This window comes from Sphingomonas qilianensis (genome assembly GCF_039614825.1).
Classification (GTDB): domain Bacteria; phylum Pseudomonadota; class Alphaproteobacteria; order Sphingomonadales; family Sphingomonadaceae; genus Sphingomonas; species Sphingomonas qilianensis.
Window position 1 is genome coordinate 306883 of record NZ_JBDIMF010000004.1, and the last position, 18761, is coordinate 325643.

The 18761-nt window shown below is 65.2% G+C and carries 22 protein-coding genes and 2 tRNA genes; 17 read left to right on the forward strand and 7 right to left on the reverse strand.

Annotated elements, in window-relative coordinates:
- The first annotated feature begins 19 nt into the window (after positions 1–19).
- From rpiB to ABC969_RS11610, 5 genes are read left to right on the forward strand one after another with little or no spacing between them, the layout of a single operon-like run.
- Positions 20–472 carry a ribose 5-phosphate isomerase B gene (gene rpiB, locus ABC969_RS11590; protein ID WP_345865172.1) on the forward strand — a complete coding sequence of 151 codons (453 nt, stop codon included), beginning with the start codon at positions 20–22 and terminating at the stop codon, positions 470–472.
- The gene (gene glyA / locus ABC969_RS11595) at positions 469–1785 is read left to right on the forward strand and encodes a serine hydroxymethyltransferase (RefSeq protein ID WP_345865115.1); all 1317 of its coding nucleotides are present in this window, start codon (positions 469–471) and stop codon (positions 1783–1785) included. The genes rpiB and glyA overlap by 4 nt, the downstream gene beginning before the upstream one ends.
- A 1-nt stretch (position 1786) precedes the next feature.
- Positions 1787–1957 (forward strand): hypothetical protein, encoded by a 171-nt coding sequence (locus ABC969_RS11600; RefSeq protein ID WP_345865117.1) that lies wholly within the window; start codon positions 1787–1789, stop codon positions 1955–1957.
- Positions 1958–2419 carry a transcriptional regulator NrdR gene (gene nrdR, locus ABC969_RS11605; RefSeq protein WP_345865118.1) on the forward strand — a complete coding sequence of 154 codons (462 nt, stop codon included), beginning with the start codon at positions 1958–1960 and terminating at the stop codon, positions 2417–2419. It begins immediately after the preceding gene.
- Complete coding sequence (locus ABC969_RS11610; RefSeq protein ID WP_345865119.1) at positions 2416–3153, forward strand: RNA methyltransferase; 738 nt, start codon at positions 2416–2418, stop codon at positions 3151–3153. The genes nrdR and ABC969_RS11610 overlap by 4 nt, the downstream gene beginning before the upstream one ends.
- Here the strand turns inward: ABC969_RS11610 and ABC969_RS11615 are convergent.
- A complete protein-coding gene (locus tag ABC969_RS11615; protein ID WP_345865120.1) occupies positions 3150–3455 on the reverse strand; it encodes a chorismate mutase in 306 nt (101 codons plus the stop codon). The two genes, ABC969_RS11610 and ABC969_RS11615, sit on opposite strands and share 4 nt — an antisense overlap.
- A 209-nt stretch (positions 3456–3664) precedes the next feature.
- Here ABC969_RS11615 and rpsD point away from each other — a divergent pair, with 209 nt between their 5' ends.
- Positions 3665–4279 carry a 30S ribosomal protein S4 gene (gene rpsD, locus ABC969_RS11620; RefSeq protein ID WP_345865122.1) on the forward strand — a complete coding sequence of 205 codons (615 nt, stop codon included), beginning with the start codon at positions 3665–3667 and terminating at the stop codon, positions 4277–4279.
- Between the two features lie 59 nt (positions 4280–4338).
- Here rpsD and ABC969_RS11625 read toward each other — a convergent pair whose 3' ends face one another.
- Positions 4339–6285, reverse strand: coding sequence for an alpha/beta hydrolase family protein (locus ABC969_RS11625; RefSeq protein WP_345865124.1), 1947 nt, complete (start codon positions 6283–6285; stop codon positions 4339–4341).
- Between the two features lie 162 nt (positions 6286–6447).
- On the opposite strand from ABC969_RS11625, the gene ABC969_RS11630 reads away from it, so the two are divergent.
- The 10 genes from ABC969_RS11630 to ABC969_RS11675 all read left to right on the forward strand — a co-directional run bounded on the left by ABC969_RS11630 (position 6448) and on the right by ABC969_RS11675 (position 13311).
- The gene (locus ABC969_RS11630) at positions 6448–8088 is read left to right on the forward strand and encodes a M28 family peptidase (protein WP_345865126.1); all 1641 of its coding nucleotides are present in this window, start codon (positions 6448–6450) and stop codon (positions 8086–8088) included.
- Entirely contained in the window at positions 8088–9056 is a 969-nt protein-coding gene (locus ABC969_RS11635; protein WP_380808941.1) for an agmatine deiminase family protein, read from the forward strand. The genes ABC969_RS11630 and ABC969_RS11635 overlap by 1 nt, the downstream gene beginning before the upstream one ends.
- 138 nt (positions 9057–9194) lie before the next feature.
- Positions 9195–10055, forward strand: a complete 861-nt coding sequence (aguB, locus tag ABC969_RS11640; RefSeq protein WP_345865129.1) for an N-carbamoylputrescine amidase — start codon at positions 9195–9197, stop codon at positions 10053–10055.
- A 15-nt stretch (positions 10056–10070) separates the two neighbouring features.
- Positions 10071–10565 carry a sigma factor-like helix-turn-helix DNA-binding protein gene (locus ABC969_RS11645; protein WP_345865130.1) on the forward strand — a complete coding sequence of 165 codons (495 nt, stop codon included), beginning with the start codon at positions 10071–10073 and terminating at the stop codon, positions 10563–10565.
- Positions 10566–10609: 44 nt separating this feature from the next.
- Positions 10610–10978, forward strand: coding sequence for a hypothetical protein (locus ABC969_RS11650; protein WP_345865132.1), 369 nt, complete (start codon positions 10610–10612; stop codon positions 10976–10978).
- 46 nt (positions 10979–11024) lie between these two features.
- Positions 11025–11471, forward strand: a complete 447-nt coding sequence (locus tag ABC969_RS11655) for a hypothetical protein (protein WP_345865133.1) — start codon at positions 11025–11027, stop codon at positions 11469–11471.
- Between the two features lie 19 nt (positions 11472–11490).
- Positions 11491–11883 carry a hypothetical protein gene (locus ABC969_RS11660; RefSeq protein WP_345865135.1) on the forward strand — a complete coding sequence of 131 codons (393 nt, stop codon included), beginning with the start codon at positions 11491–11493 and terminating at the stop codon, positions 11881–11883.
- A 76-nt stretch (positions 11884–11959) separates the two neighbouring features.
- Positions 11960–12439 (forward strand): 2-amino-4-hydroxy-6-hydroxymethyldihydropteridine diphosphokinase, encoded by a 480-nt coding sequence (gene folK / locus ABC969_RS11665; protein WP_345865136.1) that lies wholly within the window; start codon positions 11960–11962, stop codon positions 12437–12439.
- Positions 12440–12455: 16 nt separating this feature from the next.
- A tRNA-Lys gene (locus ABC969_RS11670) sits at positions 12456–12531 on the forward strand.
- 15 nt (positions 12532–12546) lie between these two features.
- The gene (locus tag ABC969_RS11675) at positions 12547–13311 is read left to right on the forward strand and encodes a phosphatase PAP2 family protein (RefSeq protein ID WP_345865137.1); all 765 of its coding nucleotides are present in this window, start codon (positions 12547–12549) and stop codon (positions 13309–13311) included.
- Here ABC969_RS11675 and ABC969_RS11680 read toward each other — a convergent pair.
- Complete coding sequence (locus ABC969_RS11680; RefSeq protein WP_345865139.1) at positions 13291–14124, reverse strand: HpcH/HpaI aldolase/citrate lyase family protein; 834 nt, start codon at positions 14122–14124, stop codon at positions 13291–13293. The genes ABC969_RS11675 and ABC969_RS11680 overlap by 21 nt on opposite strands.
- 127 nt (positions 14125–14251) lie before the next feature.
- Here ABC969_RS11680 and ABC969_RS11685 point away from each other — a divergent pair, with 127 nt between their 5' ends.
- Complete coding sequence (locus tag ABC969_RS11685) at positions 14252–16366, forward strand: TonB-dependent receptor (protein WP_345865141.1); 2115 nt, start codon at positions 14252–14254, stop codon at positions 16364–16366.
- 34 nt (positions 16367–16400) lie between these two features.
- On the opposite strand, the gene ABC969_RS11690 is transcribed toward ABC969_RS11685, so the two are convergent.
- The 4 genes from ABC969_RS11690 to ABC969_RS11705 form a co-directional block, all read right to left on the reverse strand.
- On the reverse strand, positions 16401–17402 hold the full coding sequence (locus ABC969_RS11690; protein ID WP_345865143.1) for a threonine aldolase family protein: 1002 nt from the start codon (positions 17400–17402) through the stop codon (positions 16401–16403).
- Positions 17300–18169, reverse strand: a complete 870-nt coding sequence (locus ABC969_RS11695; protein WP_345865144.1) for a DDE-type integrase/transposase/recombinase — start codon at positions 18167–18169, stop codon at positions 17300–17302. The genes ABC969_RS11690 and ABC969_RS11695 overlap by 103 nt, the downstream gene beginning before the upstream one ends.
- Positions 18170–18265: 96 nt before the next feature.
- Complete coding sequence (locus ABC969_RS11700) at positions 18266–18529, reverse strand: transposase (protein ID WP_345865146.1); 264 nt, start codon at positions 18527–18529, stop codon at positions 18266–18268.
- A gap of 125 nt (positions 18530–18654) precedes the next feature.
- Positions 18655–18731, reverse strand: a tRNA-Met gene (locus ABC969_RS11705).
- Between the last annotated feature and the right edge of the window lie 30 nt (positions 18732–18761).

The following is an 18761-nucleotide window of genomic DNA, read 5'->3' on the forward strand; positions in this document are numbered from 1 at the left end:
CCGCCCGAGGAACCCGGTCATCCGCATCGCCATCGCTTCTGATCACGCCGCTGTCGCGCTGAAATCCGCGCTGGCCGCGTGGCTGGCCGACACTGGGCACGACGTGCTCGATCTGGGCCCCGCCAGCGACGCGCGTGTCGATTATCCCGATTTCGGCTACAAGCTGGCCGCGGCGATCGCGTCGGGCGAGGCGACGCGTGGCATCGCCATCTGCGGCTCCGGCATCGGCATCTCGATTGCGGTCAACCGCCATCCGGCGCTGCGCTGCGCCTTGGTCGGCGAGCCTTATTCTGCCATGCTGGCACGCGAGCATAATGACGCCAACGTGATCGCGCTGGGCGCGCGCCTGACCGGTGAAGACATGGCCAAGGCGTGCATCGCGGCTTTCCTGGCCACGGAATTCGCCGGCGGGCGCCATACCGGCCGCATCGACAAACTCAGCCATCCGCACTTCGAGGAGACTTCCGCATGAGCACCAACCCACAGATTTTGAGCGACGTGCAACCGGATGGCTTCTTCACGCGCACGCTGGCCGATGCCGATCCCGCCGTGTTCGCCGGCGTGGCGCATGAGCTGAAGCGCGAGCAGACGCAGATCGAGCTTATCGCCAGCGAGAATATCGTCTCCAAGGCGGTGTTGCAGGCGCAAGGCAGCGTGTTCACCAACAAATATGCCGAAGGCTATCCCGGCAAGCGTTACTATCAGGGCTGCGCGCCGTCCGACGAGGTCGAGACGCTGGCGATCGAACGCGCCAAGCAATTGTTCGAGTGCGCCTTCGCCAATGTGCAGCCGCATTCGGGCGCGCAGGCCAATGGCGCGGTGATGCTCGCTTTGGTAAAGCCGGGCGAGACGATCCTGGGCATGAGCCTGGATGCCGGCGGCCATCTGACGCACGGCGCGCGCGCGGCGATGAGCGGCAAATGGTTCAACGCGGTCCAGTACGGCGTCGATCCGGTGACGCACCTGATCGACTTCGCCGAGGTCGAGCGGCTGGCGCACGAGCACAAACCCAAGCTGATCATCGCCGGTGGCTCGGCCTATCCGCGCCAGATCGACTTCGCGCGGTTCCGCAGCATCGCCGATGCGGTCGGCGCCTATTTCCTCGTCGACATGGCGCATTTCGCCGGGATCGTCGCGGCCGGGCTCCACCCCTCGCCGCTGCCGCACGCGCATGTCGTGACGACGACGACGCACAAGACGCTGCGCGGGCCCCGTGGCGGAATGATCCTGACCAATGACGAGGCGATCGCGAAGAAGATCAACTCGGCGGTGTTCCCGGGGCTGCAAGGCGGGCCGCTGATGCACGTCATCGCCGCCAAGGCGGTTGCGTTCGGCGAGGCGCTCCAGCCCGATTACAAGAGCTATATCGCCGCCGTGGTCGAGAACGCCAAGGTCCTCGCCGCCACGCTCAAGGAGCGTGGGGCCGAGATCGTCTCGGGCGGCACCGACACGCATCTCGCGCTGATCGACCTGACCCCGCTCGGCGTCACCGGCAAGGATGCCGATGAGGCGCTGGAGCGCGCCGGCATCACCTGCAACAAGAACGGCATCCCCAACGATCCGCTGCCGCCGACCAAGACCAGCGGCATCCGCGTCGGCTCGCCTGCCGGCACGACGCGCGGCTTCGGCCCGGCCGAATTCCGCGAGATCGGGCATATGGTGGCCGACGTGCTGGAAGGTTTGCGCAACCAGGGCGAAGCGGGCGATGCCGCGGTGGAAACCGCGGTGCGCGCGCGCGTTAAGGCATTGTGCGATCGATTCCCGATCTATCCGGAAGGTATCTGACATGGCCGATTTCAAGACCGAACTGCAATCCGATCCTAAGCTTGGCAAGAGCATGGCCAAATGGGCTGCGCTGGGCGCGGTCGTGGCGATCCCCGTGCCGTTCGTCGGCCCGATCATCGGCGCCGCGGCGGGCGCGGGCTATGCCTATTTCAAGCGGAAGAAGCAGGACTGAATGCGGTGCCCCTTTTGCGGCCATGAAGACAGCCAGGTAAAGGATTCGCGGCCCACCGAGGATAGCGCCGCGATCCGCCGCCGGCGGCAGTGCGAAGGGTGCGCCGCGCGCTTCACCACGTTCGAACGCATCCAGCTGCGCGAACTGTTCGTGGTTAAGAGCGAGAACAAGAAAGAACCGTTCGACCGCGAGAAACTGCTCCGCTCGGTCTCGATCGCGGCGCGCAAGCGCCCGATCGAGGCAGTGCGGCTGGAGAAGCTCGTCTCCAGCATCCAGCGGCAACTGGAGACGCAGGGCGAGACCGAAATTCCTTCCAAGCGCATCGGCGAACTCGTCATGGAGGGGCTGAAGGAGATGGATTCGGTCGCCTATATCCGCTTCGCCAGCGTCTATAAGGATTTCCGCGAAGCGCGCGATTTCGAGGAATTCGCCGGCGCCGTGACCGAGGCGGGCAAGGAATGAGCCTGCCCCCGGTGATTGTCCTCGTCCGCCCGCAACTAGGCGAGAATATCGGCAAAGCGGCGCGCGGGATGCTCAATTTCGGGCTGGTCGAGATGCGGCTGGTCACGCCGCGCGACGGCTGGCCCAATCCTTCCGCCGGGCCGGCAGCAAGTGGCGCGGACATCGTGCTGGAGCGCGCGCAGGTGTTCGACAGCGTGGCGGCTGCAGTGGCGGATTGCCCGCATGTTTATGCCACGACAGTGCGCAAGCGCGGCGTGACCAAGCCGGTGGTGACGCCGGAACAGGCGGCGCGCGCGATCCATGCCGCCCCAGGCCGCGCGGCGATCCTGTTCGGGCCGGAGCGATCGGGGCTGGAGACCGACGACGTCGCGCTGGCACGCGAGATCATCACCGTGCCGATCAACGCCGAATTCGGCTCGCTCAATCTGGCGCAGGCGGTGATCCTGGTCGCCTACGAATGGTCCAAGGGCATTGGCACCGGAGAAGGGGCGCTCGCCTCGCCGCCGGAAACCGATCTGCCCCAGCCGGCGCCGCAGGAGGAGCTGGACGGGATGATCGGGCAGCTCGATGCGATGCTGGAGGAAGCGAACTTCTTCTATCCGCCGGCGCGGACCCCGGTAACCAGACGCACGCTGCGCACGCTGCTGACCAAGCCCGGCTGGTCGAGCCAGGAAGTGCGCACGATGCGCGGTGTTTTGAGCGCTCTTTCGGGCAAGAAGGGGCCGCGCGGCTAGCGGCGATCGAACGCCTTCAGTTCATAGGCGATCGAGGCCTCGACCAGCGCATCCCACAGATCGGCGATCACGTCGGCCGGCAGCCCCGCCGCCTGCGCCGCGGTGATCGCGTTCGACACGACCTGCGCCTTGCGATCCTCGTCGCGCACGGCGCCCCGCGCCGGCTTGATGCGCGCGGCGGCGTCCATATAGGCGAAGCGGCGGGCGAGCAGCGCGATCAGCTCGCGATCGATCTGGTCGACGCCGGCGCGGACCTCCGTCATCGTGGTGCAATCGGGGCCGGCGAGGATGGGATCGGTCATGCCAGCGCTGTGCCGGGGCGGGCCGCGCCTGTCCAGCGTGTCCCGCTTGCTTGACTCCGCCCCCCTGCCCGGCTAACCGCCCGCCTTCGCAATTGGCGCCGCACCCCGGTGAAGCGGTGGCCCTGCCTTTGGCAGAGCGATGACCGGGTATCGATCAGCTGAGCTTCGGCGAAGCGGGTCTTGTTATTGGCACTTGCAAGGTATTTTCCATGTCGAAGCGTTCTAGCGCAAAGCATAAACTCGATCGCCGTATGGGCGAGAACATCTGGGGCCGGCCCAAATCGCCGGTCAACAAGCGTGAATATGGCCCCGGGCAGCATGGCCAGCGCCGCAAGGGCAAGGTCAGCGATTTCGGCATCCAGCTGCGCGCCAAGCAGAAGCTCAAGGGCTATTATGGTGACGTGACCGAGAAGCAGTTCCGCGCCTGCTACACCGAAGCCGCACGTATGAAGGGCGATACCGGCCAGAACCTGATCGGCCTGCTCGAGCAGCGTCTCGACATGCTGGTCTATCGCGCCAAGTTCGCGCCGACGGTGTTCGCCGCCCGCCAGCTCGTCAGCCACGGCCACATCCGCGTCGATGGCGTGAAGTGCAACATCGCCTCGCGTCGCTGCTTCCCGGGCATGGAGATCACGCTCGGCAACAAGGCCAAGGAAATGGCCCTGGTGATGGAAGCGCAGAGCCTGGCCGAGCGCGAAATCCCCGATTATGTCGCGCCGGACGGCCCCGCCAAGGTGACCTTCACGCGCGTGCCCACGCTCGACGAAGTGCCCTATCCGGTGAAGATGGAGCCGAACCTGGTGGTCGAGTTCTACTCGCGCTAAGTTTCTCGCGACACGTATCGATACGAAGGGGCGGTCCGGCAACGGGCCGCCTTTTCGTTTCACATCCCCATCGCCTTGCGCAGAAACGCATCGGACTTCGCCAGCATGGTCGTGCGCGCGGCACTGTCCTGGATCTGGTGATCCAAATTCTTGAATTCGACCAGCTCGACGGATTTGCCAACGTCCTTCAGCCGGTCGGCCATCAATCGCGATTCACCAATGCCGACGTTCAAGTCATTGGTGCCGTGAAACATCAGTACCGGCGCGGTGATGCGGCCAGCATTGAGTGCTGGCGATCCCTCGCGAACATGGGGACCTTTGCCGATGAATGCGTCCACCATGGCAAAACTGGTATAGTGCCGCGCTTCGTTGCGCAGCGTTTCCAAATCGGTCACCGGAGCGATAGCAACGATCGCCTTGAACAAGCTTGGATCCAGCACCGCCGTCTGCAAGGCCGCATAACCGCCATAAGACCAACCGACGATGCCGAGCTTGGTCGGATCGGCGATGCCCTGCTTGATCAGCCAGCGGCCGCCATCGTTGACGTCGCTGATCGCTAGCCGCCATGATTTGAAGCCGTTGTCGCGAAACCAAGCATCGCCGTAACCGGTCGAGCCGCGAAAGTTTGGCTGGAGCACGGCATAGCCGCGATTGGCAAAGAACTGCGCCAGCCAGTCGAAACCCCATTCATCGCGCGCGCCCGGGCCACCGTGCGGCATCACGATTGCAGGAATATTCTTGCCGTCGCTGCCAGGGGGGAGCGTGAGATAGCCGGGAATGATTGTACCGTCAGCAGCGGGGAAGTTGATCGCCTTAACCGAAGCCAATGGCACATCGGCGAGCTGTGGCCGCGTGGGCAAGATCTCGGCCATACTCCGCATCTTGTTGTCGAACAGGTAATAGCGGCCCGGATCGACATCGCTTCCGGCGAACATCAACAGCTTGTTCTCGTCAGTGCTGGCATCGACGAAATTGATCAGCGGCTGATGGGGCAGCGCTTTGCCTAGAGCGGCGCCAAGCTTCTTCAGCATGGGATCGAAAAATTCGGTCTGGCGGCGATCGGTAGCATAGCTCGCGCCGACCACGCGCCGCTGGCGGCCGATCCTGATCAGTCCGTCCACGTCAACATCCGGCCTTGCCATGACCAGTTCGCGTTTCAGGCTGCCGTCCAGCGACACGCGGTATAGCGCCTCGCGCCCGTCCTGCGATGCAAAGCCATAGGCCACGTTCAGATCGCGATCCACGGCATAGGGATTGAAACTCGTGCCGCCGCCCCCGCCCAGCACGATCTGGCTCAGCGGCAACCATTTGTCCGATGCCGGCTGGCGATACGTATAGATCACTTTCGCACCGTCATATCCGCCGCTCGTTTTTGGTCGCGTGCCCTTGATCCGGATTGTCCCATGGCCGTCGCTGATATATTCGACGGCATCCGCGCGGGGCGGCTCCACGATCTTGCGATTGTTGTTGTCGATATCGATCAGTTCGACGCCGAGCCCTTGCCGATCAGCCCTGATATTGCTTCCGGTCGATTGCTCGGGCACGAATGTGCGCGTCATCAATACCTTGCCCGGTGCGCCATCCGGCAGCAGATCAATAATCGACCCGCCATTCTGCAAAATGCCGAGCGACCGGTCGTTGATATCGGCCGTGATGACTTTCATGCCGCTGCCGTCGGCGTTGATAGCGATCAAACGGGTGTAAGCGATTTTATCGACGTCGTTGGCAATGAGATAGATATTGCACAGCAAACGCGCATCGGTGACCCAATGACAATCCGATAGTCGATCAGGATACCCCGAGGAGTATACCACCGGGCGTGGCGTGCCCCCTTGGACCAGATCGGCTATGGTCACGACGGAGCGGGCGCCATCGGCCGCTTGGATCATCGCCACCTTGGTTCCGTCGGGCGACAGACTGATCTGGGCGATCTGCTCGCGCGCGCCGAACGCCGCTGCGGCTTGTTCCGAGGTCAGAACGCGCGGCGCCGCGGTCGAAGGCTGCACGAGAATCGTCGCTAAAAAGAGCGACCAACCAACAACTTTCACACCTGCCCCCCAAAAATCCTTCCCCCCCACTCTATCGACCACCAGCCCGGCGGCAAGCCCGCGCAACTTGCCTTGCACAAGAGCGGCTGGCACAGCGACGCGGCCATCCGGAGACCATTTATGCAGACATCTGCCATCCTCGTGCTTGTTGCTGCGCTGCCGGCTGCGGCTTTTGCCCAGACGGCAGCAAGGCCCGCTATCTCGGTCGAGACGCTGAAGACCGTCACGCAGACGCTGTCGTCCGACGCCTATGAAGGCCGCGCGCCGACCACGCCGGCGGAGGACAAGACCACCACCTATATCGTCGAGCGGTTCAAGCAGGCGGGCCTCAAGCCGGGCAACAAAGGGAGCTGGTATCAGGATGTGCCGCTGGTCGAGCTCAGCGCGAGCGACGTGACACCACTGCGCTTCACCGGGGGCAAGACGCCGCTCGCCGCCGCCTATCGCAGCGATATGGTGATCGGCACCTACCGCGTGACGCCCAAGGTGGCGATCAAGGACAGCGACGTCGTGTTCGTCGGCTACGGCGTCAACGCGCCCGAGCGCGGGTGGAACGATTATGCCGGTGTCGACGTGAAGGGCAAGACGGTGATCATCCTGATCAACGATCCCGATTGGCGCACGGCCGGGTTGCAGGGCGATTTCGGCGGGCGGGCAATGACCTATTACGGGCGCTGGACCTACAAGTTCGAGGAAGCGGCGCGGCAGGGCGCTGCGGCGGCGATCATCGTGCATGATACCGAGCCGGCCGCCTATGGCTGGGGCGTGGTGCAATCGTCGTGGACCGGGCCGCAGCTGGAGCCGGATACGCCGGGTGACCATCTGGACCAGTCCGAAGCGATCGGCTGGATCCAGAAGCCGGTGGCGGAAGCCTTGTTCGCCGGCGCGGGCCAGGATTTCGCCGCGCTTGCCAAGGCCGCGGCGACCAAGGGCTTCAGGGCCGTGCCACTGGGGGTGACGGCCAGCGTCGGTTTCACCAACACGATCCGGCGCCAGGCCTCGAAAAACGTCGTTGGCATCCTGCCCGGCACCAGCGCGCCCGACGAGGTCGTGCTCTATTCCGGGCATTGGGATCATCTCGGCCGCTGCGATGCCGTGAAGGGCGACGATATCTGCAACGGCGCGGTCGATAATGCCTCGGGCATTGCCGGTCTGGTGGCGATCGCCGAGGCCGCGGTGAAGGCCGGGCCGACGCGGCGCACCCAGGTGTTCCTGGCCGTGACGGGCGAGGAATCGGGGCTGCTCGGCTCCAAATTCTATGCCGAGAACCCGGTCTTCCCGCTCGCGCAGACGGTCGGCGGGGTCAACATGGATGGGCTCAACGTGGTCGGCAAGGCGAAGGATTTCGTGCTGGTCGGCGCGGGCAAATCGGAGCTTGAGGACCTCGTCAAACCGCTGGTCGCCGCCGAAGGGCGGGTCATCGGGCTCGAGCCGACGCCGGAAAAGGGCTATTATTATCGCTCCGATCACTTCAGCATGGCCAAGCTCGGCGTGCCGATGCTGTATGGTGAGAGCGGCGACGATCTGGTCGTCGGGGGCAGCGCGGCGGGGCGTGCGGCGGCGGAGGATTATACCGTCAACCGCTACCACAAGCCGCAGGATGAGTATGACGCTGCCTGGAAATGGGATGGCGCGGTTTCCGACCTGAATATCTATTACGGGCTGGGCCATGGTTTGGCGCAGGGCAATAATTGGCCGAATTGGTATGCGGATGCGGAATTCCGCAAGATCCGTGACGCCAGCCGCAACGGAGCGAAATGATGACGGTAATGCAGCCGGCCGAATGGGCGCGGCACGATGCGGTGTGGATCGGCTTTCCCAGCCATGCCGATCTGTGGCTCGACGATCTTGCGCCCGCCCAGGCCGAAGTGGTGGCGTTTGCCCGCGCGGTGCATGCCGGCGGCAAGGGCGAACGCGTGATCCTGGTGGCGGCGGACGAGACGGCGGGCGCCGCGGCGCGGGCGCTGGCGGGCGATTTTGCCGACGTGGTGGTCGAGCCGTTCGGCGACATCTGGCTGCGCGATACCGCCGCCATCCTGCTCGGCGACGGCAGCGCGCGCGATTTCCGCTTCAATGGCTGGGGCGGCAAATATGATCTGCAGGGCGACGACGATATCGGGCTGCGGCTGGCGGCGCGGCGCGCGATTGCCGCGACATCGTGTGATTGGGTGCTGGAAGGCGGCGCGATCGATGGCGATGGCACCGGGCTGGTGGTCACCACCGAGCAATGCCTGCTCAATCCCAATCGTAACCCTGCCTTGACCAAGACCGAGATCGAGACGCGGCTGCGCGACGATCTGGGCTTTACGCGCGTGCTGTGGCTGGGAGACGGGCTGGTCAACGATCATACCGATGGCCATGTCGACAATCTCGCGCGGTTCGTCGGCACGAACCTGCTGGCCTTGCCCGAAGCGGCAGAGGACGATCCCAACGGCGAGATTTTCGCGGAGGCCAGACGCTGCGCGGCAGCGGCCGGCGTGGAGATCGTGTCGCTCCCCTCCCCCGGGCGCGTGCTGCGCGATGACGAGATCGTGCCGGCCAGCTATATGAACTTCTATATCGGCAACGCCGCGGTGGTCGTGCCGCTCTATGGCGCGGCCAACGATACGGCGGCGGTCGCGGCGATCGCGGCCTTGTTCCCCGAGCGCGAAACCGTGGGGCTGCGCGCGGATCATATCCTGACCGGCGGCGGATCGTTTCACTGCATCAGCCAGCAATTGCCCGGCTGAGCCCCCCGCCAGCAAGGGGGGCGGCCGGTGCGCGCAGCGCGCGACCGCGTGATCATGGTGGCCGCGCGCCGCACGAAAGACGATCCCTACGACCTTGCCAAGGTTTCAAATGCATAGGCGAAGCGCTAAGACGACGTCATGACCGAAATCACCGTCGCCGCGCTCCAGCTTGCCTTCACCCCGGATATCGATGCGAACATCGCCCGCGTTTCCAGCCTGGTGCGCGAGGCAGCGGCGCAGGGCGCGCAAGTAATTCTGCCGCCCGAATTGTTTGAGGGCGAATATTTCTGCCGCGTCGAGGATGAGGGCCTGTTCGCGCAGGCCAAGCCGGTCGGGCAGCATCCCGCGGTGCTGGCGATGCAGGCGCTGGCCAAGGAGCTTGGCGTGACCATTCCGACGAGCTTTTTCGAGGCGGATGGCCCGCATCATTATAACAGCCTGGCGATGATCGGCCCCGACGGCAACGTGATGGGCGTGTATCGCAAGAGCCACATTCCCGATGGCCCGGGATATGAAGAGAAATTCTATTTCCGCCCCGGCAATACCGGCTTCAAGGTCTGGCCGGGGCCGGCGGAAGCGGGCGGGGCCACGCTCGGCGTGGGCGTGTGCTGGGATCAATGGTATCCCGAGGCGGCGCGCGCGATGATGCTCATGGGCGCGCAAATCCTGTTCTACCCGACTGCGATCGGCAGCGAACCGCACGACACCTCGCTCGATACCGCCCGGCTGTGGCGCCGCGCGATGGTCGGTCATGCCGTCTCCAACGTCGTGCCGATCGTTGCTGCCAACCGCATCGGCACCGAGCATGACCAGACCTTTTACGGCACCAGCTTCATCACCGACGAGCGCGGCGATATCCTGGCCGAGCTGGGGCGCGAGGAAGAAGGCGTGATCGTCGCCACGCTCGATCTTGATCGAATCAAGCGCCACCGCGCCGCGTTCGGCTTTTTCCGCGATCGCCGGCCCGATCTGTATGGCCGCCTCGTGCAGGATGTGTGACCCGGTCCGCCAGCCATGACGGACGCGCAATTCGATCGTGTGACCGAGCTGCAACGCGAATGCCTGCGGCTGGTGCTGACCCGGCATAACTCCAAGGAGATTGCGCAGGTTTTGGGCATCTCCCCAGTGACAGTCGACAAGCGCATCGGGCGCGCGGTGAGCACACTGGGCGTGGCGACGCGTTTCGAAGCGGCGCGATTGCTCGCCGCACACGAGAGCGGGACATACCAGCCGTTGGTATACCAGCCGCCGGACATTGTGCCGGGCGCAAAACCGGCGATGATCACCGGGTCTGAGGCGCTGACAGCGGCCGACGGCGGCGCTCCAGCCGATACCGGCTGGCTGCCACTGCGGCCAAAGGGGGGCAGGTATAACACCCTGACCATATGGCAGCGGCTGTTGTGGATCGTCACGATCCCGGCGGCACTCGCAGTGGCGGTGGGCATGCTGGGCTTTGGGCTTAGCGTGGTGGGGAAAGTCCTCCGGCTCATCGGTGCCGTCGTGCCCTGAGACAGGCCAGCGGCTTACATCAGCCGTGCAGGGGGAGACGGACGATGACGGACACGCACAGGACGGATACGCACAGGATTGCCGGCCAGGTGGGAACGCTGCTGTACAAGCTGGAAATGCTGATCGACGAGGCGGTGAGCTGCGGCGCGGAGCTGACGGCTGCGCTGCCGCGCGCGCGCGTCGAAGCCAAGCTGCCCGCGTTGGTCGGCCAGCATTCGCTCGATACGTTGACCGAGGCGGTCCAGTCGCTGGTCGCCGCGCGCCGCCAGACCATCGCCACGCACAAGCATCTTGACAAGGTGCGCGAATTGATGGGCCTGCCGGTGATAAGCTTCGGCGAGGAAGGCCCCAAGCCCGACACCAATTTTTCAACCGGCGCCACCCGTCCCGATCACCTCCGGGTCGCCGCATGAGTTTCGGCGCGGTTGCCTCGACCCCAACCGCGCCGGGAACCGTCCGGTGCTCGTGATCCTGTTCAATGTGCTGCTCGGTGCTTCGGCGCTGTATGCCTTTGTTCGAGGTGGCGCACCGGAACGCGTGGTGGCGGTGGCGTTTATCGCCGCCGCCATCGCCAGCTACATCGCCCGGCCGCTTGGCCAAGTCCGCTTTGAGGATACTGAATTCGGGCTGCTGTTGATTGATGCGGCGTTGCTCGCCGTGCTGATCGCGGTGGCGCTGTGGGCCAATCGCTTCTGGCCGATCTGGATTGCGGCGTTCCAATTGTTCGCGTTGCTCGTGCATATCGCGATGCTGTATCAGCAGGATATCCTGCCGATCGTCTATTTCGTGGTCATTTCGCGCATCGCGTATCCGATGCTGGGCATGCTGTTGATCGGCACCACGCTTCATTTCCAGCGCTTGCAACGGCACGGCGCCGACCCGGACTGGATCCGCCATTCGTTATGATACTATTCGCGGCACGACCATGCCCGATAACGCGCCCAAAGCCGGCTGGCATGGCGCCGAGCGGATCGGCGCGGCAGGCAGCGGGCGCCCCACGGCGCATGACACCGCCACGCGCATGCTCGCGTTCAACACCGCGCGCCTCGCCGCTTTTGCGCCGCACGGGCTGATCGTCAGCGACGCGGCGTGGGACGTGCTGCTGGCGCTGTTCGTCGCGCAGGAACGTGGGCTGCGGCTGACCATCGCCACATTGTGCGACGAACTGCCGATGCCGCGCGCGAGCACGCTCCGCTGGGTGCGCGCGTTGCATGCCAGCGGGCTGCTGCAAGAGGATGATCGCAGCGCGGGGCTGACGGCGGCGGCGCGCCTAACGCCCGCGGCGGATGCCGCGCTGCGCGGGCTGATCGAGCGCTAGAGGGCACGCTCACGGCGCGACAGGGGAAGCTATGCTGCGCGCTGCCAAACCGGCCCGAATGCAGTAGGGCCGCGACATGCTTGCTCGCTACGTCATCGCTATTGGATCGAATCGCCGAGGACGGCACGGTGCGCCGGCGCGCGAAGTCGCAGCGGCGATCGCGGCGCTGAATGCGACCATCGCATCGCCGATTCTGGCCACGGCGCCGCTCGGCCCCTCGATCCGCCGCTTCGCCAATACCGCGGCGGTGATCGACACCACGGACACGCCCGCCGAATTGCTCGCCCGGCTGAAGCGTATCGAACGTGATTTCGGCCGCAGGCGGGGGCAGCGCTGGGGGGCGCGGGTAATCGATCTCGATATCGTCTTATGGTCGGGCGGCACCTGGCATGATGCGGCGCTGATCGTGCCGCATGTCGATTTTCGACGCAGGCGCTTCGTGCTCGATTGCCTGGTGCGGATCGTACCCGATTGGCGCGATCCGGTGACCGGATTTACCATAAGACAATTGACTTATCGGGCACGGGCGGTTGACCGCAGGCGCGCCGGTCCGTAACGCGCATCCCTTGGTAGGGCCCGTAGCTCAGTTGGTAGAGCAACGGACTTTTAATCTGTAGGTCTCGGGTTCGAATCCCGACGGGCCCACCAAATCAGGCGTATGCGATGACCGCCCCGCTTTCCCCTCTGCACCCTGCCCTTCTGGCCGAAGGCGCCGACGCGCGCGGCGTGGTGCCGGGCGATGTGCGCCATCCGCCGTGGTTGCTGATCTCGGGCGCGGCCCTGGGGCTGACGATCCTGATCGTTGGCGCGGTCGGCGCGCTGATCGGTGGCGGGTGGGAGCTTGCCGTCGATCGCGCGATCATGCTGTGGACACGGCATGGCAACGCGCATGGTGTGCCGATCGGCCCGCGCTGGGTGCGCGCGGCGATGATCGATATCACCGCGCTGGGCGGCGTGACCATCTTGACGCTGGTCACCGCTATCGCGGTGGGCTTCCTGGCGTTGAAGCGCTTGTGGCTGACCATGTTGCTGGTGATCGGCGGTACAGTGAGTGGGGCGATCGCCGTGTCCATCGCCAAATTGCTCGTTGCGCGGCCGCGGCCCGAGATCATCGATCATCTCGTCACCGTGTCCTCCGCCAGCTTTCCCAGCGGCCATGCCACCAACAGCGCGATCGTCTATCTCACGCTGGCGACACTGATCATGCAGATCGTGCCGGGGCGCGTGGTACGCGGCTATATTCTGTGCACCGCCGCGTTGCTGGTCGTCGCGATCGGCTGCAGCCGCGTTTATCTCGGCGTCCATTGGCCAAGCGACGTGCTCACCGGCTGGGGCGTCGGCGCGCTATGGGCGCTGATGTGGTGGGCGGTCGGCGCCTGGGTGCGGCTTCGGCGCGCGGGGCGATCGTTACTCCATCCCGGCGAGTAACGCGCGCGCCGCCTTCAGATGCGGCGCATCGACCATCTTGCCGTCCAGCGCGAGCGCGCCCGCGCCGGGATTAGCCGCGAACAGCGCGATCACCGCCCGGGCATGTGCAAGTTCCGCCGCGGACGGCGCGAACGCCGCGTTGATCACCGCAACCTGCGCGGGGTGGATCGCCATCATCCCGGTAAAGCCATCGCGGCGCCCCCGCGCGGCATAGGCCGCGAGGCCATCCAGATCGCGAAAATCGGGATAGACCGTCTCGATCGCCGGCACGCCCGCGGCATGCGCACCGAACAGGGTGAGCGAGCGCGCGAGCTGATAGGGCGCGGTATAGCCGCCACCGGGCTCACGCGATGTGGCCGCGCCGATCGCGGCGGGCAGATCCTCCGCCCCCCAGGTCAGCCCGGCAAGCCGCGGCGTGACCCCGCCATAGCTGCCCAGCGCGAAGATCGCCGCCGGCGTTTCGGTGGCGATCGGCAGGATCATCGTGTCACCGCTGAGGCGCGCATCGAGCGCGGCGAGCGACGCACCGCCCTCCGCTTTGGGCAGCACGATGCCGTCCGGCCGCGCGGGCAGGACCGCCGCGAGATCGTCCTCGGCCAGCCCGCTATCCAGCGGGTTGATACGCACAAACACCGCGCCGACCGGCCGCTGGCCAAGAAATGCGGCAACCGCCGCACGGGCCGCCGGCTTGTTGGGGTACGCCACCGCATCTTCGAGATCCAGGATCAGCGCATCGGCGCCAAGCCCCAGCGCCTTTTCCATCCGGTCGGGCCGATCGCCGGGGACGAACAACAAAGAACGAAAACGCTTCATAACAGGATCCTGTGCCCAATGGGGCTGCTTAGCATGGGCAAAGCGTGGGGAAAGCACGGTAAAGCGTCTTGTGACTTTGTATCATCACATCTATTGCGCTGCACAAGACCAGAGCAAAGGGCCCTCCATGATTCGTACCATTCTGCTTGCCGGCACTGCCTTCACCACCGCGCTCCCCGCCGCTGCGCAAACCGCGCCCAGGCCTCCGCAGCAGGACATCATCGTCACCGCGCCGGTGCAGCGCAGCGAGACCGACGTGTTGCAGGGCACCTCGATCCTGACCGGCGAGGAACTGACCCGCGAGCTCCGGCCCACGATCGGCGAAACGCTGGCGCGGCAGCCGGGCGTCTCCGCCTCGTCGTTCGGCCCCAATGCCTCGCGCCCGATCCTGCGCGGTTTCCAGGGCGAGCGCATTCGCGTGCTGACCGACGGGATCGGCTCGATCGACGTCTCCAACACCTCGGCCGATCATGCTGTGATCATCGATCCGCTGCTCGCCGAGCGCATCGAAGTGCTGCGCGGCCCCGCCGCCTTGCTGTTCGGCTCATCCGCCGTCGGCGGCGTGGTTAACGTCGTCGATACGCGCATTCCACGCAGCGTGCCCGCCAACGGCTACCGTCTCGACGGCATCGCCAATTACGGCTCCGCCGCGGACGAACGCTCGGGCGGGATGGCCGGCGATGTGGCGGTAAGCGAGCATCTCGTCCTGCATGCTGATGGTTCGTATCTCAAGACCGGCGATCTGCGCACCGGCAAGGGCTATCTGCTGTCCAACAGCGCGCGCGCCGAGGCGCTGTCGCAAGTCGGGCTGCCGCAGGACACCGAAGAGCCGATCGATTTTGCCGGTTCGGCCAATCTACGCAACCGCCTGCCCAATTCGGCGGCGGAAACCTGGACCGCGGGCGTCGGCGCGGCGATCATCACCGATACCGGCACGCTCGGCGTTTCCTACAGCCATTATGACAGCCTGTACGGCGTGCCGATCCGCTATGCCACGCAAGTGGGCCAGGAGCAGGAATCGCCGCGGCTCGATGTAGTGCAAAATCGCGTCGATCTGCGCGCCGAGGTCAATACCGGCGGCGGCTTCCTCGACAAGATCCGGCTGCGCGCGGGCCAGGCAAGCTATCGCCATTTTGAGCTGGCGCCGGACAATTCGGTCGGCACCGCTTTCTTCAACAAGGGGCTCGAAGGGCGGCTCGAACTCGTCCAGGCCAATCGCGGCGGCTGGCAAGGCGCCTCGGGCGTGCAATTCTTCAATCGCAATTTCAATGTGCGGGGCGACGAGGCATTCCTGCCCAAGAACGAGACCAGCCAGACCGGCATCTTCACGCTGCAGCAATATAGCGCGGGCGCGTTCAAAGCCGAGGGCGGTTTGCGCTACGAAGCGACCTCCGCCGCGGCGCGCACGCCTGTTGGCGATGATCGCTTCTTCCGCGGCACGCGTGATTTCCAGGCGGTGTCGGGCTCGATCGGCGCGTCCTATGGCGTGACAGACACGGTGCGCTTCGGGCTCAACCTGTCGCACACCGAACGCGCGCCATCGGCCGAGGAATTGTTCGCCAATGGCGGGCATGCCGGCACGCAGGCTTATGAATTGGGCAGCCCCGATTTCCGGCTTGAGAAATCGAACGGTGCGGAAGCGACGATGCATCTCCATGGCGATGGCTTCAGCCTTGACGCCTCCGCGTATTACACCAAATTCTCCAATTATATCTCGGAGAACCGCGTCGATCAGGCAGTGTGCGCGGCGGCGGCCGCGCCATCGGGCCGCGAGGCCGATCTGCCGTGCTTCCAATATCAGCAGCAAGATGCGCGCTATTACGGGTTCGAGGCGGACGCCTCGCTGCGCGTGGCGACGCTCGGGCAGTATGTCATCAACGCCGATCTGCTCGGCGACTACGTCCGCGCCAACATCATCGATCAGGGCGATGTGCCGCGCATCCCGGCGGCGCGTGTGCTGGGCGGTATCGAGGCGCAGGGCGATCGGCTGCAGGGGCGCGTTGAAGTCGAGCATGTGTTCGAGCAGAACCGCATCGCCGCGTTCGAAACGCCGACCGATGATTACACGATGGTCAATGCCTCGATCGGCTTCTCGCCCTTCGGCAAGCAGAGCAAGACGAGCTTCCTGATCAGCGCCAACAACATCTTCGATGTCGAGGCGCGACGCAGCGCAAGCTTCCTGAAGGATTTCGCGCCACTCGCCGGGCGGGATATCCGCGCGACGCTAAGGTTCGGACTGTAACACCCGCTCCTCCCGAGCGTTGCTCGGGAAGGAATTAAAGCGTGGCGATCGCGTCGGCCAGCGGGAGGATGTGCTCGGGCTGTTGATCCCAGGACGTGACCAGGCGGATCTCGCCGTCCGCCCAGTCATAGAAATCGAAGCCCTTCGCGCGCAAGCGTGCCGCTTCGTCGGCGGTGGCGCGCAGAAACACCTCGTTCGCCTCGACCGGATGTAGCAGGCGCTCCCCCGCCGCCCCCGCCAGCAACGCCGCACCGGTATTGGCCGCGCGCGCGGTTTCCAGCCACAGATCGCCGTCCAGCATGGCGAGCAATTGCGCGGCGAGATAGCGCCCCTTGGACAGCAGCAACCCGGCGCGCTTGCGCCGCATCAGCGTGGCGGCGGCAAGATCGCGCTTGAAGAAGATCAGTGCCTCGGCGCTCATCCCGCCATTCTTGATAAAGCCGAAGCTCAGCGCATCGACACCGGCGCGCCAGGTGACATCCGCCGGCGAGCAGCCTAGATGCGCCACCGCATTGGCGAAGCGCGCGCCATCCATGTGCAAACCGAGGCCACGCGTCTTGGCCAGCTCGCCGATCGCGGCGACCTCGGCCGGCGCATAGACGCGGCCATATTCGGTCGCGTTGGTGATCGACAACGCATGCGGCTGGACGCGGTGAACGTCGTTGGCGATGCTGTCGAGCAAGGTGGTGATCGTCGCGGGCGTCAGCTTGGCGCCCTCGCCCTCCGCCAGCATCAGCTTGGCACCGTGCGTGTAGAATTCGGGCGCGCCGCATTCGTCATTCTGAATATGCGCATCGCGGTGGCACACCACGCCGCCATAAGGCGGGCAGAGCGCGGCCAGCGCCAGGCAATTGGCGGCGGTGCCCGAGGGTACCCACAGTGCGGTGACCTCCGTCTCGAATAGCTCCGAGAACCGAGCATCGAGCGATTTGCTCAGTGCATCGCCGTCATAGGCGGTGTCGAGCGTGTTGGCATTGCCGAGGGCCGCCAGAACGGCGGGGTGCACGGGGGCTGCATTGTCTGAAAAGAAGCGCATGGGATGGCCATGCTGTGGCCGGGGAGGCGCGTCAACCAGCCGCGGCGGGTGACGTGCTCCCCATTTTCAGGCCGCTGATAACTTTGCTTCGGTGTCCATATGCCCTTGGCGGGTGCGGTTGGTAAACGCGGCGGGTGCCATGCCGCCAAGGCTGCTGTACGGACGTACGGTGTTGTAATCCGTCCGCCACGCCTCGATGGTCCGTTGAACGACTCCACGAAGCCGTTCTGCTGCGGCTTGCCGGGCGCGATGTAGTGCGACTCGACGCCGGTGTCCTGGCACCAGGCGAGGACAGCGTGACTGGTCAGCTCGGTCCCGTTGTCGCTCACCACCATGCACGGCAGCCCGCGACGCTCGGCGATGGCGGTCAGTTCTCGCACGACACGGCGGCCTGACAACGAGGTATCGACGATGCAGGCCAGGCGTTCCCGGCTGTAATCGTCGATGACGTTGAGCATACGGAACCGCCGGCCGCACGCCAATGCATCCGACACGAAGTCGAGAGACCAGCGTTGATTGGGTTCCTGCGGGATCGCCATCGGCGCCCGTGTGCCCAATGCGCGCTTGCGGCCACCACGCTTGCGCACGGTCAGTCGCCCCTCGCGATACAGCCGATAGACCTTCTTCAGGTTCATGCCTTTCCCCTCGCGCCTGAGCAGGATCGCCAGCCGCCGGTAGCCGAACCGGCGGCGCTCGTTGGCGATCTCGCGCATCCGCTCACGGACAGCATCGTCCTTCCCGCGAAGCGGCTCATATTGCCATGCCAACCGGTTGACCCCGATCAGCCTGCAGGCGCGACGCTTCCGAGAAGCCGTGGTCGGCCATCAGCTTCTCCACCGCAGCGTAGCGATCCACAGACCGGGTCAGTTTTTTCCCAGCAGATCCTTCAGCGCCGACACGTCCAGCATCGACTCCGCCAGCAGCTTCTTAAGCCGCCGGTTCTCGTCCTCCAGCGTCCGCAACCGAGCCGCCTCCGACACGGTCATGCCGCCATACTTCACCTTCCAGTTGTAGAATGTCGCATCGCTGATGCCGTGCTTCCGGCACAGGTCCGCGGTCTTCACGCCAGCCTCATGCTCGCGCAGCACGCCAATGATCTGATCCTCGGTAAATCGGCCTCGCCGCATCACTCGTCTCCATCTGACAAGCTAACTTACCAATGGCATGATTTCCGGGGAGCAGGTCACTGCTTGTAAAAAGGGCACAAAAAAGCCGCCGCAGGGGGTCCTGGGCGGTTTGGTATATGTTCCGATGGTTGCGGGGACAGGATTTGAACCTGTGACCTTCAGGTTATGAGCCTGACGAGCTACCGGGCTGCTCCACCCCGCGCCACGGTACGCCGCTCGCATGGAGTGCGAG

Excerpts from the sequence above, each read along its gene's own strand:
- aguB (WP_345865129.1), top strand. The coding sequence starts at position 9,195 with ATGACCGAAATCACCGTCGCCGCGCTCCAGCTTGCCTTCACCCCGGAT.
- folK (WP_345865136.1), top strand. The coding sequence starts at position 11,960 with ATGCTTGCTCGCTACGTCATCGCTATTGGATCGAATCGCCGAGGACGG.
- ABC969_RS11650 (WP_345865132.1), top strand. The coding sequence starts at position 10,610 with ATGACGGACACGCACAGGACGGATACGCACAGGATTGCCGGCCAGGTG.
- ABC969_RS11700 (WP_345865146.1), bottom strand. The coding sequence starts at position 18,529 with ATGCGGCGAGGCCGATTTACCGAGGATCAGATCATTGGCGTGCTGCGC.
- ABC969_RS11660 (WP_345865135.1), top strand. The coding sequence starts at position 11,491 with ATGCCCGATAACGCGCCCAAAGCCGGCTGGCATGGCGCCGAGCGGATC.
- ABC969_RS11635 (WP_380808941.1), top strand. The coding sequence starts at position 8,088 with ATGACGGTAATGCAGCCGGCCGAATGGGCGCGGCACGATGCGGTGTGG.
- ABC969_RS11675 (WP_345865137.1), top strand. The coding sequence starts at position 12,547 with ATGACCGCCCCGCTTTCCCCTCTGCACCCTGCCCTTCTGGCCGAAGGC.
- ABC969_RS11600 (WP_345865117.1), top strand. The coding sequence starts at position 1,787 with ATGGCCGATTTCAAGACCGAACTGCAATCCGATCCTAAGCTTGGCAAG.
- ABC969_RS11690 (WP_345865143.1), bottom strand. The coding sequence starts at position 17,402 with ATGCGCTTCTTTTCAGACAATGCAGCCCCCGTGCACCCCGCCGTTCTG.
- rpsD (WP_345865122.1), top strand. The coding sequence starts at position 3,665 with ATGTCGAAGCGTTCTAGCGCAAAGCATAAACTCGATCGCCGTATGGGC.
- ABC969_RS11645 (WP_345865130.1), top strand. The coding sequence starts at position 10,071 with ATGACGGACGCGCAATTCGATCGTGTGACCGAGCTGCAACGCGAATGC.
- ABC969_RS11615 (WP_345865120.1), bottom strand. The coding sequence starts at position 3,455 with ATGACCGATCCCATCCTCGCCGGCCCCGATTGCACCACGATGACGGAG.
- glyA (WP_345865115.1), top strand. The coding sequence starts at position 469 with ATGAGCACCAACCCACAGATTTTGAGCGACGTGCAACCGGATGGCTTC.
- ABC969_RS11610 (WP_345865119.1), top strand. The coding sequence starts at position 2,416 with ATGAGCCTGCCCCCGGTGATTGTCCTCGTCCGCCCGCAACTAGGCGAG.
- ABC969_RS11685 (WP_345865141.1), top strand. The coding sequence starts at position 14,252 with ATGATTCGTACCATTCTGCTTGCCGGCACTGCCTTCACCACCGCGCTC.
- ABC969_RS11630 (WP_345865126.1), top strand. The coding sequence starts at position 6,448 with ATGCAGACATCTGCCATCCTCGTGCTTGTTGCTGCGCTGCCGGCTGCG.
- nrdR (WP_345865118.1), top strand. The coding sequence starts at position 1,958 with ATGCGGTGCCCCTTTTGCGGCCATGAAGACAGCCAGGTAAAGGATTCG.
- ABC969_RS11680 (WP_345865139.1), bottom strand. The coding sequence starts at position 14,124 with ATGAAGCGTTTTCGTTCTTTGTTGTTCGTCCCCGGCGATCGGCCCGAC.